Origin of the sequence: Streptomyces sp. NPDC088817 (assembly GCF_044750345.1) — a bacterium.
Taxonomy (GTDB): Bacteria; Actinomycetota; Actinomycetes; order Streptomycetales; family Streptomycetaceae; genus Streptomyces.
Window position 1 is genome coordinate 447861 of record NZ_JBIVJN010000002.1, and the last position, 14701, is coordinate 462561.

General features: G+C 72.0%; 14 protein-coding genes. 5 read left to right on the forward strand and 9 right to left on the reverse strand.

All coding sequences use genetic code 11. The features are described from left to right. Nucleotides 1-7: 7 nt before the first annotated feature. The 7 genes from ACIP4X_RS05740 to ACIP4X_RS05770 form a co-directional block, all read right to left on the reverse strand. Nucleotides 8-1771 carry a DoxX family membrane protein gene (locus ACIP4X_RS05740; protein WP_358730801.1) on the reverse strand — a complete coding sequence of 588 codons (1764 nt, stop codon included), beginning with the start codon at nucleotides 1769-1771 and terminating at the stop codon, nucleotides 8-10. A gap of 197 nt (nucleotides 1772-1968) precedes the next feature. Beyond that, on the reverse strand, nucleotides 1969-2910 hold the full coding sequence (rlmB, locus tag ACIP4X_RS05745; protein ID WP_358730800.1) for a 23S rRNA (guanosine(2251)-2'-O)-methyltransferase RlmB: 942 nt from the start codon (nucleotides 2908-2910) through the stop codon (nucleotides 1969-1971). 97 nt (nucleotides 2911-3007) lie between these two features. Beyond that, nucleotides 3008-4408, reverse strand: coding sequence for a cysteine--tRNA ligase (cysS, locus tag ACIP4X_RS05750; protein ID WP_391454331.1), 1401 nt, complete (start codon nucleotides 4406-4408; stop codon nucleotides 3008-3010). Between the two features lie 104 nt (nucleotides 4409-4512). Then, on the reverse strand, nucleotides 4513-4917 hold the full coding sequence (locus tag ACIP4X_RS05755; protein ID WP_358730796.1) for a PPOX class F420-dependent oxidoreductase: 405 nt from the start codon (nucleotides 4915-4917) through the stop codon (nucleotides 4513-4515). A 137-nt stretch (nucleotides 4918-5054) separates the two neighbouring features. Beyond that, nucleotides 5055-5549, reverse strand: a complete 495-nt coding sequence (gene ispF / locus ACIP4X_RS05760) for a 2-C-methyl-D-erythritol 2,4-cyclodiphosphate synthase (RefSeq protein ID WP_358730795.1) — start codon at nucleotides 5547-5549, stop codon at nucleotides 5055-5057. After that, on the reverse strand, nucleotides 5539-6303 hold the full coding sequence (ispD, locus tag ACIP4X_RS05765; RefSeq protein ID WP_358730793.1) for a 2-C-methyl-D-erythritol 4-phosphate cytidylyltransferase: 765 nt from the start codon (nucleotides 6301-6303) through the stop codon (nucleotides 5539-5541). Before ispD ends, ispF begins: the two co-directional genes overlap by 11 nt. Before the next feature lie 322 nt (nucleotides 6304-6625). Next, nucleotides 6626-7108, reverse strand: coding sequence for a CarD family transcriptional regulator (locus ACIP4X_RS05770; RefSeq protein ID WP_003953493.1), 483 nt, complete (start codon nucleotides 7106-7108; stop codon nucleotides 6626-6628). A 714-nt stretch (nucleotides 7109-7822) separates the two neighbouring features. Between ACIP4X_RS05770 and ACIP4X_RS05775 the strand changes: the two genes are divergently transcribed. Further along, nucleotides 7823-8506 carry a DUF461 domain-containing protein gene (locus tag ACIP4X_RS05775; protein WP_358730791.1) on the forward strand — a complete coding sequence of 228 codons (684 nt, stop codon included), beginning with the start codon at nucleotides 7823-7825 and terminating at the stop codon, nucleotides 8504-8506. Nucleotides 8507-8624: 118 nt separating this feature from the next. Here ACIP4X_RS05775 and ACIP4X_RS05780 read toward each other — a convergent pair whose 3' ends face one another. Together ACIP4X_RS05780 and ACIP4X_RS05785 are read right to left on the reverse strand one after the other, a co-directional pair. After that, on the reverse strand, nucleotides 8625-9305 hold the full coding sequence (locus ACIP4X_RS05780) for a response regulator transcription factor (protein ID WP_010358452.1): 681 nt from the start codon (nucleotides 9303-9305) through the stop codon (nucleotides 8625-8627). Then, nucleotides 9302-10567: an ATP-binding protein gene (locus ACIP4X_RS05785; RefSeq protein ID WP_358730789.1), complete on the reverse strand. Its 1266-nt coding sequence runs from the start codon at nucleotides 10565-10567 to the stop codon at nucleotides 9302-9304. The genes ACIP4X_RS05780 and ACIP4X_RS05785 overlap by 4 nt, the downstream gene beginning before the upstream one ends. Nucleotides 10568-10803: 236 nt before the next feature. On the opposite strand from ACIP4X_RS05785, the gene phoU reads away from it, so the two are divergent. The 4 genes from phoU to ACIP4X_RS05805 all read left to right on the forward strand — a co-directional run bounded on the left by phoU (nucleotide 10804) and on the right by ACIP4X_RS05805 (nucleotide 14285). Then, nucleotides 10804-11493 (forward strand): phosphate signaling complex protein PhoU, encoded by a 690-nt coding sequence (phoU, locus tag ACIP4X_RS05790; protein ID WP_358730788.1) that lies wholly within the window; start codon nucleotides 10804-10806, stop codon nucleotides 11491-11493. A gap of 155 nt (nucleotides 11494-11648) precedes the next feature. Continuing rightward, nucleotides 11649-11804: a hypothetical protein gene (locus ACIP4X_RS05795; RefSeq protein ID WP_358730786.1), complete on the forward strand. Its 156-nt coding sequence runs from the start codon at nucleotides 11649-11651 to the stop codon at nucleotides 11802-11804. A gap of 522 nt (nucleotides 11805-12326) precedes the next feature. Beyond that, nucleotides 12327-12872 (forward strand): lamin tail domain-containing protein, encoded by a 546-nt coding sequence (locus tag ACIP4X_RS05800; protein ID WP_401346822.1) that lies wholly within the window; start codon nucleotides 12327-12329, stop codon nucleotides 12870-12872. A gap of 363 nt (nucleotides 12873-13235) precedes the next feature. Next, on the forward strand, nucleotides 13236-14285 hold the full coding sequence (locus tag ACIP4X_RS05805; RefSeq protein WP_401346824.1) for a hypothetical protein: 1050 nt from the start codon (nucleotides 13236-13238) through the stop codon (nucleotides 14283-14285). Nucleotides 14286-14701 lie beyond the last annotated feature (416 nt).

Genomic DNA, 14701 nt, shown 5'->3' on the forward strand with positions numbered 1-14701 from the left:
GTCCTCGCTATCCCAGCAGTCCGCCCACCAGCCCCGGCTGACCCGAGGAGGAGCCGCCACCGCCGGCACCGCCGCTGCTTGAGCTGGGTCCCCCGGAGCCACCGCTCGATCCGGTGCTGCCACCGGTCGCGGTACCGCCGGAGGTCGGACCCGAGCTGGTGGCGGGCGCCTGCTGCGCCGGGGCGGAGTGCCGCGGCGGCGTCTGACCGGAGCCCTGGGTCTCGCTGGGCACACCGCCGGTCGCGGTACCGCTCTCGCGGGCCGCGCCCGGCGTGCTCGCGGGACCGCGGGACGGGCTCGCCGAGGAGCCGTGCCGGGTGGCCGGCGAGGTCGGCGCCGACGGCGGCTGCTGCCGTTGCTCGCCCGTCTCCTTCGGCAGCGGCGAACCGGGCAGTTCGTTGCGCGGGGCCTCGCCCGGACCGGGCACGACCACCCGGCCCGCGTCACGGACGGCCCCGCCGAGCAGCGAGCCGACGAGCAGCGTCAGACCGGTGACGATCACCGTGACCAGGGCGCCGCGCCGCAGCACGAACCGGCGCAGTTCCCAGATGTCGGAGCGCGGTCCGAGCCGCCGCCAGGCGGAGGCGGCGAGGCGGCCGTCCACGGAGTACACGGGCGCGCCCGCGATGACCAGCGGGGACCAGGCCGCGAGGTAGATGATGTCCGGCGCGTCGTAGGCGGGCACCGACTTCCAGCTCACCGTCACGATCAGCGCGGCCGACAGCAGCGCGCCGATCCCCGCGGCGACCCGCTGCCAGCAGCCCAGGACCGTGAGGATGCCCACGACGACCTGGAGGAAGGCGATGAAGAGCCCGGAGCCCACAGGGTGCTGGAGCGCGAACTGGCGCAGCGGCTCGGCGACTTCCCAGGGGTGCAGGGTGTCGAGCCACTTGACCATGGAGCCGCGCTTGCCGCCGTCGAAGTACAGCGGGTCGCACAGCTTGCCCATGCCGGCGTAGAGGGAGATGAACCCGAGGAAGATGCGCAGCGGGAGCAGCACGACCCCGAGGTTCATGCGCCGGCCCGGGTAGTACGCGTGCCGGGACGGGTCCTCGGCGTGGCGCCTGCCCTGCCGGTGACCGTCCTGCTCGCCGTACGTGTCGTAGGCGCCGTCCTCGTCGTACTCGTCGTCCGCGAAGCCGGCGTCGTCGTACGGCGGTTGGCCGTACGACGGAGTGCCGTACCCGTTCTCGCCGTACCCGGTGCCGCCGTACCCCGCACCGCCGTGGGCGGACTCCTCGTAGGCGCTGCCCGGGGTCCGCATGTGCGGCAGCAGCCGGGTCTCGCCGGGCTGGGGCGCGCGCTGGGCGCCGACGACGGGGGTCTCGACCGTCCGTTCGAGGTCGTAGGCGTCGTGGCGGGGTGTGCCGCCGACGCGCGGGACGACCCGCGTGGCCCCCGTGTCCGCGGACGACTCGTCGGCGTACCGTACGCTTCCGCTCCGCACGGCCTGGAGCAGCCGGTGGGCGCCGGTGTCGTCCGGGGCGGACCGGCCGCTCCAGACGACCGGACGGCGGTGGGTCGCGGCCCCGGCCCGGCCCGCGGCGACGGGCACGCTGCCGGTGTACTCGGTGCCGCCGGGGTGCCGGGCGATCCGCCGGGACTGGGCGCGCCGCGAGGTGGCGCCCAACTGCACGCGGAAACTGGCGTGGTTGACGATGACCTGCGCCGGATCGCTCGGCACCTTCACCATGCTCAGCGCGGGAGCGTCGTCGTATCCCGACGAGCGGTCCCCCGTGGGTGTGCGGGGTGTTCTGGTGTCCACACTCATCTAACCGAGTGACGAGGAGTTAGGACACTGCCACGGCGCGTCGGATCTGTCCGGACCGCGTCAAGGTTGTGCGGATCGCCCGGTTCCATCCGGGCGGGTGACCATACGAACGACCGTTCGACCACCCGCGCCAGGCCGGGAACGACCCGCCGGGAACGACCCGCCGGGCGCGCCCGCGCCCGGCTCCGGACGACCGCTCAGGCGCGCCTGCGCGCCGCCTCGTAGAGCACGATCCCGGCCGCGACACCGGCGTTCAGCGACTCCGCGCCGCCCGGCATCGGGATCCGCACCCGCACGTCGCACGTCTCGCCGACCAGCCGGGACAGACCCTTGCCCTCGCTGCCGACGACGATGACGACGGGACCCCCCAGGGCCTCCAGGTCACCGAGTTCCGCCTCGCCGTCCGCCGCGAGGCCGACCACCGTGATGCCCGCCTTCTGGTACGTCTCCAGGGCACGGGTCAGGTTGGTGGCACGGGCCACCGGCGTACGGGCGGCCGTACCGGCGGAGGTCTTCCAGGCACCCGCGGTCATACCGGCCGCGCGCCGCTCGGGGACCACCACGCCGTGCCCGCCGAAGGCGGAGACGGAGCGGACGACCGCGCCGAGGTTGCGCGGGTCGGTGACCCCGTCGAGGGCGACGATCAGCGGGTCCTCGCCCTCGTCGTAGGCCGCCTCGGCGAGGTCCTCGGGGTGCGCGTACTCGTACGGCGGCACCTGGAGAACCAGGCCCTGGTGGTTGAGCCCGTTCGTCATCCGGTCGAGCTCGGGACGCGGGGCCTCCATGAGGTTGATCCCGCCGCGCTCGGCCGCGAGCTGGAGCGCCTCGCGCACCCGCTCGTCGTTGTCGATGAACTGCTGGACGTAGAGCGTGGTGGCGGGCACGCCCTCGCGCAGCGCCTCGACGACCGGGTTGCGGCCGACCACGAGCTCGGAGGACGACCGGCCCGAACCGCGCCGCTGCTGCGGACGGCCCTGGGCACGGCGCACCTTCGCCTGGGCGGCACGCTGCTTGACGTGCCCCTTGCGCATCTCGGCGGGGGGCGTCGGCCCCTTGCCCTCGAGTCCCCGGCGCCGCTGGCCGCCGCTGCCGACCTGCGCGCCCTTCTTGCCGGACATGCGGCGGTTGTTCCCGGCCATGACCTACCTGTCTGTTGAAGCTTCGTACGTACGTCTATGCAGTGTGCCGCCCGGGAGGCCGGGCGGCACAATCGATCTTCCGTGCTCGCGGGCGGGCTCAGCGCGCGCCCAGGCTCCAGCGCGGTCCCTGCGGGCCGTCCTCGATGACCAGGCCCGACTGGTTCAGCTGGTCGCGGAGCGCGTCGGCGGTCGCCCAGTCCTTGCGCGCACGAGCCGCCTCGCGCTGGTCGAGGACCATGCGGACCAGGGTGTCGACCACGCCGTGCAGGTCCTCGCCGCGCTGCTCACCGCCTCCGGACCAGTGCGGGTCCAGCGGGTCGAGGCCGAGGACGCCGAGCATGGCGCGCACCTCGGCGAGCCGGGCCACGGCGGCCTCCTTGTCGTCGGCCGCGAGCGCGCTGTTGCCCTGGCGGACGGTGGTGTGCACCACCGCGAGCGCCTGCGGCACGCCCAGGTCGTCGTCCATCGCCTCGGCGAACGCGGGCGGCACCTGCTCGGCCGGCTCGACCGGGCCGGCCTTCTCCACCACGCGCTGGATGAAGCCCTCGATCCGGGCGAACGCGGACTCGGCCTCGCGCAGCGCCTCCTCGCTGTACTCGATCATCGAGCGGTAGTGCGGGGTGCCCAGGTAGTAGCGCAGCACGATGGGCCGCCACTGCTTGACCATCTCGGAGACCAGCACGCTGTTGCCCAGCGACTTGGACATCTTGTCGCCGGCCATGGTCACCCAGGCGTTGTGCACCCAGTACCGCGCGAAGTCGTCGCCGTAGGCCTTGGCCTGGGCGATCTCGTTCTCGTGGTGCGGGAAGATCAGGTCCAGGCCGCCGCCGTGGATGTCGAAGGCGCTGCCGAGGTACTTGTGCGCCATCGCCGAGCACTCCAGGTGCCAGCCCGGACGGCCGGGACCCCACGGGGTGGGCCAGGTCGGCTCGCCCGGCTTGGCCGCCTTCCACATGGCGAAGTCACGCGGGTCGCGTTTGCCGGTCTCGCCCTCGCCCGAGGGCTGGAGCAGGTTGTCGAGCTCCTGCCGCGACAGCTCCAGGTAACCGGGGAAGGAGCGCACGTCGAAGTAGACGTTGCCGTCGGCCGCGTACGCGTGGCCGCGCTCGATGAGCCCCTGCATCATCTCGATCATCTCCGGCACATGGCCGGTGGCGCGGGGCTCGTAGGTGGGCGGCAGGCAGCCGAGCGCGGTGTAACCGTCGTCGAACGCGCGCTCGTTCTCGTAGCCGATCGACCACCACGGGCGGTGCTGCTCGCGCGCCTTGGTGATGATCTTGTCGTCGATGTCGGTGACGTTGCGGATGAACGTCACCTCGTAGCCGCGGTAGGCGAACCAGCGGCGCATGATGTCGAAGTTCAGCCCCGAGCGGATGTGCCCGATGTGCGGGGCCGCCTGCACGGTCGCGCCGCACAGGTAGATCGAGACACAACCCGGCTCGAGCGGGGTGAAGTCACGGATCTGCCGGGCGCTGGTGTCGTACAGGCGAATGGTCACCACTCCAGGGTAGTGGGCGCCGGGCAGTGCCTCGCCTGCCTTCCGCCGTACGCAGGCCGCTTTTCCGCACGGTTACGCGGATTCGCCGCACGGGAGGGCGGTGGTCACAGGATGCCGACGACCTTCCGCGGCCTGATCCGTACGATCACGCGCTCGGCGTCCTGCGCCGAGGAGGGGTTGAACTCGGCGTACTTCTTGCCGGTGTACTTCATGGACAGCTCGTCGATGAGCTGCCGGCCGCCCGCGGTGGTCGTCTCCACGGTGCCGCGGATCTCGGCGTACTCGTAGGGCGATTCGGGGTCCTGGACGACGACGCTCACACGGGCGTCGCGGTCGAGGTTCTTCTTCTTGCGGCGGTCCACGGTGGTGGAGACGAGGACGTCGTCACCGTCCCGCTTCGCCCACACCGGGGACATCTGCGGGCTGCCGTCGGGCTGGATCGTGCCGAGGATGACGAAGACGGGACCGTCGAGCAGTGACTTGAGCCGGTCGGGCAGGGCGACGGACATGAGGGACCTCCGTGAACCTGGTCGCGCGTCGGGTGCCCGCGTCGGGGGCGGGTGCGTACGCGTCGGATGCGAGGCGTACGCGGGTACCCTCGCACGCCGCCGGCCCACCCGCACCACGAGCGCCGCGTCCCCCGACCTCAGTCCACCCGCACCACGAGCGCCGTGGCCACCGCCATCAGTCCCTCGCCCCGGCCGGGGAAGCCGAGCCCGTCGGTGGTCGCGCCGGAGACGGTGACCGGCGCCCCGGCCGCCTCGGACAGGACCTTCTGGGCCTCGTCCCGGCGCTTGCCGATCTTCGGCCGGGGGCCGACGACCTGCACCGCGACGTTCCCGATCCGGAAGCCCGCCGCGCGGACGATCCGCGCGGCCTCCGCCAGCAGGGTGACCCCCGGCGCGCCGGACCACTCGGGGCGCCCGGTGCCGAAGTGCTGCCCGAGGTCGCCGAGTCCGGCGGCCGAGAACAGCGCGTTGCACGCGGCGTGCGCGACGACGTCGGCGTCGGAGTGCCCGGCCAGGCCCGGGCCCTCGCCCTCCCACTTCAGGCCCGCGCACCACAACTCGCGGCCCTCCTCGAAGGCGTGGATGTCGGTGCCGATGCCGACCTGGGGAAGCAGGGGCGCGTCAGAAGCCATCGTTCAGCCTCCGCCGGGCCAGGACCGCCTCCGCGAGGACCAGGTCCAGCGGGCGGGTGACCTTGAAGGCCTCCTCGTGGCCGGGCACGGCCACGACCCGCTCGCCGAGCTGCTCGACCATGCTCGCGTCGTCGGTGACGTCGTCGGTGACGGTCTCGTGGGCGCGGACCAGCGTCGCCCGGTCGAAGCCCTGCGGGGTCTGCACGGCCCGCAGCAGCGACCGGTCGGGCGTGGCCACCACCGGCTCGGGCCCGCCGGGCTCCGCCGCGGGCTCGACCTGCTTGACGGTGTCGGCGAGCGGCAGCGCCGGCACGACGGCGGACGCCCCGGCCCGCACGGCCTCGATCACGGCGTCCACGGTGTCCACCGGCACCAGCGGCCGGGCCGCGTCGTGCACGAGGACGATGTCGTGGCCGGGCGGCAGCGCGTCCAGGCCGAGCCCGACCGACTCCTGGCGGCTCTCGCCGCCCGGCACGACGAGGAAGTCCGTGCGCTCGGGCAGCGCGTGCGCGTCGAGGAGCGACTTGACCTCGGCGGCGCCGTCGGGCGGGGCCACGACGACGACGAGACCGACCGCCCGGGAGGCGGCCATGGCCCGCACGGCGTGGATGAGCATGGGCGTGCCGCCCAGCGAGCGCAGCGCCTTGGGGGCGCCAGGACCGAGGCGTACGCCCCGGCCGGCGGCCGGAATCACGGCGGCGACGGGGGCTCCCGGCCGGCCGCCTGCGGGCGAGGGACGCGATTCGTCAGACATGGTTCCTGTCAGGTTTGTGTGGCGGCCCGGCGTGGGTATGGCCTGGGGGAGCACCCCCCTTGCTCGCAGAGCCCGGGGGGAGTGCCGGACGCACGGCCCTCGACCGGACCCTTCCGTGACCCTGGTCGAGCCGACAGCCCGGGCCCGGCACACAGTATCGGGGGGACCCTCCCCCGCCGTACGGCATGGAGGAGACCCGCGCGGGCCCGCGCGGGCCCGCGCGGGTACGAACATGCCGCAGCGCCCGGCGACGTGAAACGCGCCATCGGGCACCGCGGCATTTTCTGTGCTGAACTGAGGCGGGTGTGACGGTCGCCTCGCGTCAGGACGCGAGAACCTCGTCGAGCAGGGCCTCGGCCTTGTCCTCGTTGGTGTTCTCCGCGAGGGCGAGCTCGCTCACCAGGATCTGGCGGGCCTTGGCGAGCATGCGCTTCTCACCGGCGGAGAGTCCGCGCTCGCGCTCGCGACGCCACAGGTCACGTACGACTTCCGCGACCTTGATGACATCGCCGGAGGCGAGCTTCTCCAGATTTGCCTTGTAGCGACGCGACCAGTTCGTGGGCTCCTCGGCGTACGGAGCACGCAGGACCTCGAAGACCCGGTCCAGCCCGTCCTGACCGACCACATCACGCACGCCGACGAACTCCGCATTGTCCGCTGGCACACGCACCGTCAGGTCACCCTGGGCGACCTTCAGCACCAAGTAGGTCTTGTCCACGCCTTTGATCTGGCGAGTTTCGATAGCCTCGATCAGCGCGGCCCCGTGATGGGGATAGACCACGGTGTCGCCAACCTTGAACGTCATGTGACAGGTACCCCTTCCGTGGCTATCCAGGGTAACACGGATACGGCGTCTTCTGAATGGCGTTTTCGCAGGTCAGGGCATATCTCGGGGCTTGACAACAGCAACGGGGACGTGCTTCGGAAGGGTCCCGGAGGCCAAGAGGAAGCGGGTATTCGCAGGTCGGAGGGGCTCTGCGTGGGGGCTGAAACGCGTACGTTACACACATCCGGCGCCCCGTCCAAACGGCTGAACATCCCGTTTTGTCGGGTTCCAAGCGCTCGACTTCCGCTACTCCGTTCGGTGCTTCCCAGCCGTCTCCAAGACGAATCCGGAATTGATCACGCCGTTCGTCCCATCCACCGGACGGGCGGCCGGTGATCAATTCCAGCCCCCGGCGCGCATTCCTTCACCGGAAATCCCCAGCAGGCCGATGACGCGCTATGAGCGGGCTATGCGGGTGGCGCTAATGGGAAAGGCGGACAGTCGCGCGGCCAATGCGCGGGTGCTCGTACGGATCCGGCCGCCCGACGGGAACGGACCCGGCACGCCGGCCGGATTACGGCGGCCCGGACGGCTGTGACGTGAGGGACGCCGGGTGTGGCGCGGGGCACAGGGGGCGGGTCGGGTGCGGGCCTGCGGGAACGGCTCGATAACCTATGGCCGCTGACAGACGCTTAGGGCGGCTTTATAAGGGAGCCGCCCTGTTCCGCCCACGTTCAAGGAGTTGCCGCCGCCGTGAGCAGCAGCCTTCGACGCGGCGCCCTCGCCGCCGCCGCCATCGCGTTCTCGCTCGCCTCGCTCGCCGCGTGCGGCGCCGGCAACGATGCCCAGACGCTCCAGATCCACCCCGACAACGCGGCCACGACGGTCGGCACGATCAAGGTCCAGAACGCGGTGGTCGTCACCCAGCCCGGCGTCCAGACCAAGGGCCCGGCCGTGATCATCGCGACGCTGTTCAACAGCGGCACGACGGACGAGACGCTGGACGCGATCCGTGTCGACGGCGACGGCTCCGCGCAGCTCACCGCCGCGCAGGGCGGCGGCAAGGTGACCGTCCCCGCGCACGGCTCCGTGATCCTCGGCGGCAAGGGCAACGCCTCCGCCGCGCTGACCAACCCGGGTCCGGTGCTCAAGGACGGCAACGCGCAGAAGATCACTTTCACCTTCAGCAAGACCGGTGACGTGAGCCTGCGCGCCTTCGTGGTCCCGGCCGAGGGCTACTTCGACAAGTGGGGCCCGAGCAACATCCCGGCGGCCCCCGGCGAGCCGGCCGCCACCCACTCCCCCGCCGGCAAGCGGTCCAAGTCGCCGTCGGACGGTCCGTCCGAGTCGGCCTCCGCGTCCGCCTCGGCGTCGGAGGACGCCGGCGCCGTCGCGACGCCCAGCGACTCGGCCTCGCAGTCGGCGGCCGGTCACTGAGACCCGCTCCACGAGCGGCACGACACATACGACAAGGGCGGCACCCTCTCAGGAGGGTGCCGCCCTTGTCGTATGCCCTGACGGAAGGGACGGTGCGTGCGGCGCGGCCCGCACCGGTCTACGGCTCGAACTTGTAACCGAGCCCCCGGACCGTCACCAGATAGCGCGGGGCGCCCGGGTCCGGCTCGATCTTCGCGCGCAGGCGCTTGACGTGGACGTCCAGCGTCTTGGTGTCGCCCACGTAGTCGGCACCCCAGACACGGTCGATGAGCTGCATCCGGGTCAGGACCCGGCCGGCGTTGCGCAGCAGCATCTCCAGCAGGTCGAACTCCTTGAGCGGGAGGTCGACCTTGGAGCCGGAGACCGTGACGACGTGCCGGTCGACGTCCATGCGGACCGGGCCGGCCTCCAGGGCCGCCGGAGTGACCTCCTCCGGCTCACCGCGGCGGCGCAGCACGGCGCGGATGCGGGCGACCAGCTCGCGGGAGGAGAACGGCTTGGTGACGTAGTCGTCCGCGCCTATCTCCAGGCCGACGACCTTGTCGATCTCGCTGTCCTTGGCGGTCACCATGATCACGGGGACGTTGGAGCGGCCGCGGAGCTGGCGGCAGACCTCCGTGCCGGGCAGGCCCGGCAGCATCAGGTCGAGGAGGACGAGGTCGGCGCCGTTGCGCTCGAACTCGTCGAGTCCGTCGGGCCCGGTGGCCGCGACGGCGACCTCGAAGCCCTCCTTGCGGAGCATGTACGAAAGGGCGTCGGAGAAGGACTCCTCGTCCTCGACGACGAGCACTCGGGTCACGGAAGGACCTCCGGGGCGGGAAGCGGTTCGTAAGGGGCTTGTTCGTTGAGTGGCTGCCCGGCCTCCTCGTCGAGGGCGGGGTGCTGCTGTGCGCGGTCGCGGGCCTCTCGGGCCGCGGCCGCCTCCGGCAACCGCAGGGTGAAGGTGGATCCCTGTCCCTCGGCGCTCCACAGAGTGATCTCCCCGCCGTGCGAGGCGACCACGTGCTTCACGATCGCCAGACCCAGGCCGGTGCCCCCCGTGGCACGCGACCGGGCCGGGTCGACGCGGTAGAAGCGCTCGAAGATGCGCTCCTTGTCCTTGTCCGAGATGCCGATGCCCTGGTCGGTGACGGCGATCTCGATGAGGTCCCCGCCGGGAACCCTCACCCGGCGTGCGGCGATGCCGACGCGGGTGCGGGACGGGGAGTAGTTGACGGCGTTCTCCACGAGGTTGCCGAGGGCCGCGGCGAGCTGGCCCCGGTTGCCCCACACCCGCAGGTCGGCGGTGCCTCCGGCGGCCATGGTGATCTGCTTGGTCCCGGCCTGGTGGCGGCAGCGGTCGATGGCCTCGGCCACCAGCTCGTCCACCCGTACCGGCTCGGCGTCCTCCAGCGGGTCGTCGTTCTGCACCCGGGAGAGGTCGATGAGCTCCTGCACCAGGTTGGTGAGCCGGGTCGCCTCGATCTGCATGCGCCCGGCGAAGCGTTCCACGGCCTCCGGGTCGTCGGAGGCGTCCATGACGGCCTCGGACAGCAGGGAGAGCGCGCCGACCGGGGTCTTCAGCTCGTGGCTCACATTGGCGACGAAGTCGCGTCGTACGGCCTCGATGCGGCGGGCCTCGGTCAGGTCCTCCACCAGGAGCAGCACCAGCCGGGAGCCCAGCGGCGCGACGCGCGCGGAGACGGCGAGGGCCTCGCCGCGTCCGGTGCCGCGCCGCGGCAGGTCCAGCTCGACCTGCCGTATCTCTCCGTCCCTCCTGGTGTCCCGGGCCATCTGGAGCATCGGCTCCACGGCCAGCGTGCCGCCGCGGACCAGTCCGAGGGCGTACGCTGCCGAGCTGGCCTTGACCACGGCGTCGGCCTCGTCGAGGACGACCGCCGAGGAGCGCAGTACGGAGAGGACGGTGTCCACACCCGGTGGCAGGACCGGGTCGGTGTGCAGGGAAGTACGGGTCGGGCGCCTCTGCTCGCGCTCGCTCCAGCGGAACGCCAGCATGGCGATGACGCCGGTGAGCACTCCGGCGATCGCTGCCGCTGCGGCGACCGCCGCGTTCACGTCCATGCGTCCAGGTTAGGCACGGGACGGGACCGGACCACAGCCGTCCTGGTGCGACCTCGGACACTCGTCGCCCAGAGTTCACCTTGCAGCCAGTGATGGTTCATTTGGGGTGACGGAAACGGACGCGTACGGCCCGGACCGTGGGAGCGTGGGGTTCGCACCCCAGGCTTCGCCGCGGCCCCCCGGCCGCGGAAACCCCTACGAACCCCCCGAACGACGACGCACGAGAGGGAACCCTGATGCGGGACGCGTACCACGAGGAACTTGACTCGATCGGCGACGGTCTGGTGGAGATGGCCCGGCTGGTCGGGTCGGCGATCGGGCGCGCCACGACCGCCATCCTGGACTCCGACCTGAAGCTGGCCGAGAGCGTGATCGAGGCCGACCAGCGGGTCGACGAGCTCCAGCACGAGCTGGAGGCCCGGGCGATAGCCCTGCTGGCCAGGCAGCAGCCGGTGGCGACGGACCTCAGGATCGTCGTGACGTCGCTGCGGATGTCCGCCGACCTGGAGCGTTCGGGCGACCTGGCCCAGCACGTGGCCAAGCTCGCCCGGCTGCGCTTCCCGCAGCGCGCGGTCCCGCAGGACCTGCACGCCACCATCCTGGAGATGGGTCAGCTGGCCCAGCGCCTGATGGCGAAGGCGGCCGAGGTGATCGTGACCAAGGACGTCGACCTGGCCCTCCAGCTGGAGCAGGACGACGACGAGATGGACCTGCTGCACCGCACCCTCTTCACGCACCTGATCGACGACCGCTGGCAGCACGGCATCGAGACGGCCGTGGACGTCACCCTGCTCGGCCGCTACTACGAGCGGTACGCCGACCACGCGGTGGCGGTCGCCAAGCGGGTCGTGTACCTGGTGACCGGCGAGCACGCGGACGACCTCCAGCAGGACATCCCGCCGGTGACGGGGGTGGAGGGCGCCTGACGGCCGCGGCGGCGCGGGCCGGCGGGGTGCCCGGGGCGGCTCTGCGACGACGGGCCGCTGGGCCGCTGAGGCGCGGACGAGCCACCGTGCGCCGTTGATGCGCCCAGGGCAGCGGGCATGAAATGGGCAAAGGCACCAGTCTCGAGGAGGGACCCATGGCCGAATCCCCCAGCACCACGCCCGACCCCACGCAGGAACGCGACACCGAGCAGCCCGCCGAGATCAAGAGCCTCCCGCTCTTCGGCGCCTGCGGCTGCGGCTCGGGCTGCGGCTGCGGGTGCCAGTCGGGCGGCCCCTGCCAGTGCGGCTGACGGGCCGCCGCCCACCGAGTTCATCCACAACCGCACCACGGCGCGGCCCGCCGCGGTGATCGCAGGGCCCCGGTACTCCACCGGGGCCCTGCGGCGTATGTACGGGTTCCGTACGCAGGGGCGCCGGTACGGGTGACCGTATATACGGGTGTCGTACGCACCGGCGACGGTCCGGGTGGCCGGTTGTTACCCACGGGGGAGTGACGGCCGCGCGCCGGTCGGGGTGGCGTGTCATGGCGAACGCGCACGGGGGCTCAGTGCCCGCAAGGACCTTCCCGCCGACGGGCCGTCAACCGCCCGTGTTCGGCGCCTGAATGAGTCCTACAGTCAACCGTCACAGAAATATGGGCACTCTGTAACACCGGTCGGGAATCACCCCCATGTCCCGGAATCAGCGGACAAGGTAGGAGGGCGCGGCCAGCCGGCCGCCACCGCACAGCGCACACCTCCCCGCGCGGCTCGTCCCCGCGGGCGGAGTGTGCTCGCACCAAGCAGGGAGAGCCTGTGTCCGTTTCTGTTTCTGTGACCGCTCGTCGTCTGGCCGCCGCGGCCGCCGTTGCCGGAGCACTGGTCGGCACGGCCGCGCTGCCGGCGTCCGCAGCCGACCACGCCCCGCGGCCGCACCGCGAGAACGTGGTGATCAGCGACGTGCACCTCAACTCCGAGGGCCGCGACCACCGCTCCAACCGCGCCCTGAACCAGGAGTGGGTGGCGATCACGAACAACAGCCGCCAGAACGTCAACCTGAGCGGCTGGACGCTGTCCGACAAGCACGGCCACACCTACACCTTCCGTCACTACCGGCTCAACGGCCGCGCCACGGTCCGGGTCCACACCGGTATCGGCCGCGACACCCGCACGGACCTGTTCCAGGACCGCCACAACGAGATCTGGGACCGCCGCGACACCGCCACCCTGCGCAACGAGCGGGGCCGCGTGGTGGACACCACCACCTGGAACGACAACCGTCGCGACGACCGCGACCACCGCGACAACCGCGACCCGCGCGACACCCACCACGACCGCGACACCCACCACGACCGCGACCACCGCGGCGGCCGTCACTGACCCCAGGCACACCCCTGCGACCCCCTGCCGGCGGATCTCCCGCCGGCAGGGGGCATCTTCGTGCGGGCGATACGCCCGGACGCCAGCCCACCCCTCGCGAAGTTCCCCTACCTGTCGGGACGTTGCCGCCGCCGTGACGCAACACGCCGACCGGTGCGGCGGAAGGTGCCTTGGCGGCTCCGGGACGGCGCCGACGCGCTGACTCTCCGCAGCAGCAACACGGCCGTGTGCAGGGCGAATGCTACGATCCGGCCACTCGCCCGGGGGACGAACACCAGCCCACGCAGGTTCATGACCTGTGGCTCAGCCGCGCGCTGCACAAGCCTCCCGAGCCTTCGCCCGCCCTTCCTGGAGATGGCCCGCATGGCCAGACGTGCGCTCATACGCGGCGCCGCCGTTTCCCTCACGCTCGCCATGGGCCTCGGCTCGCCGGCGGTCGGTACCGCGCAAGGTGAGACGGTCGCGGGAGAGGTGGTCGTCCCGGCCACCACGGCCATGCTCCCCCAGACGAGTCTGCTGAGCGCGGGGCCCTCCGGTTTCCTCCGTTACGAGTACGGGCGCGGCCACCTGTGGACGACCTACGACGGCGTCGACACGGTCGTCGACGCGTCCGCCACGGGCGTGTACGGCCTCCCGGAATTCGGCGCGGGCTCGGACGTCGTCGCCGCCTACGACGAGTCCGGCCGTGTGGTGACCCTGCGGGACATGCGGTCCGGCAGGTCCCGCACGATCCCGCTTCCCGCACGCCACGAGTACTGGGCCACCCTCGGATCGACGGTCGTGACGCTGGCGGGCACCCAGGGCAGCGACATCACGTGGCACCTGCTGGACGTCCGGGACGACGGCTCCGTCACCGACCGCACGGTGGCGGGCGTACCCCAGGGCATCTACGCCTTCAACGAGCGCAACGCGGCGCTGGGCGACGCGCACGGGCAGATCGTGACGTGGCGGGTGGACCGCGATTCGTTCACCGGCTGGCTCGACGTCGACCAGAACCGGCTGATCACGCTGCCGTACACCGTGAGCAGGGGGTACCCGTTCGCCGCCCTCACCGCCACGCACCTGCTGTGGTGGGACGACGGGATTGCCCACATCGCCTCCCGCCGTGACTTGACCGCCACGCCGCGGACGGAGCCGGTCCGCGACGTCGGGCAGCTGCTGGGCATGGTCGGCGACACCCTCGTCGTCTCCCGGTACGACTCCGCCCTGGGCCCCCTCAATTACGGCCTGCCGGTATGGAGGGTCGATTCCGTACCCCTCGACGGCTCCCCGGGGAAGACGCTTCTGGCCAGGTCGTCGTGGCGTGCCGTGCCGACTCCGGACGGCGGGCTCCTGGTGCCGGGCGGCCCCGGCACGGACCAGTGGGGGGTCTCCCTCATCGAGCCCGCCGGCGGCGCCGTGACGCCGCCCTGAGGACTCCGTACACCAGCCCGGGGTCGGAGACCCGGGTCGTCGACCTCGACACCGGGCGCACGGTGTTCACCACGGCGGAGAGCGTCGAGGCGATGTGGGGCACCACCCTGTGGGTGAGGTCCCGCAACGACAGCGTGGTCCCCGTCGACGTGCTGACCGGACGGCGGGGCGACGAGGTGCTGCTCGGGCGCGGCTGCCTGCTGGACAACTTCCAGGCGGTCGGGCGGTGGCTGCTGTGGACCTGTGTGGGCTCCCTCACGGGCCAGGGCGTCTACGACACCACCACGAGGAAGAACCTCACGCTCGTCTCCGGCGACTGGTCGCAGGCGAAGCTCGGTGACGGCTTCGTCGCGATGGAGTCGGGCGGGAACCTGACGGTCACCGACGTCCGCGGCGGGACCCCCGTGTCGCACACC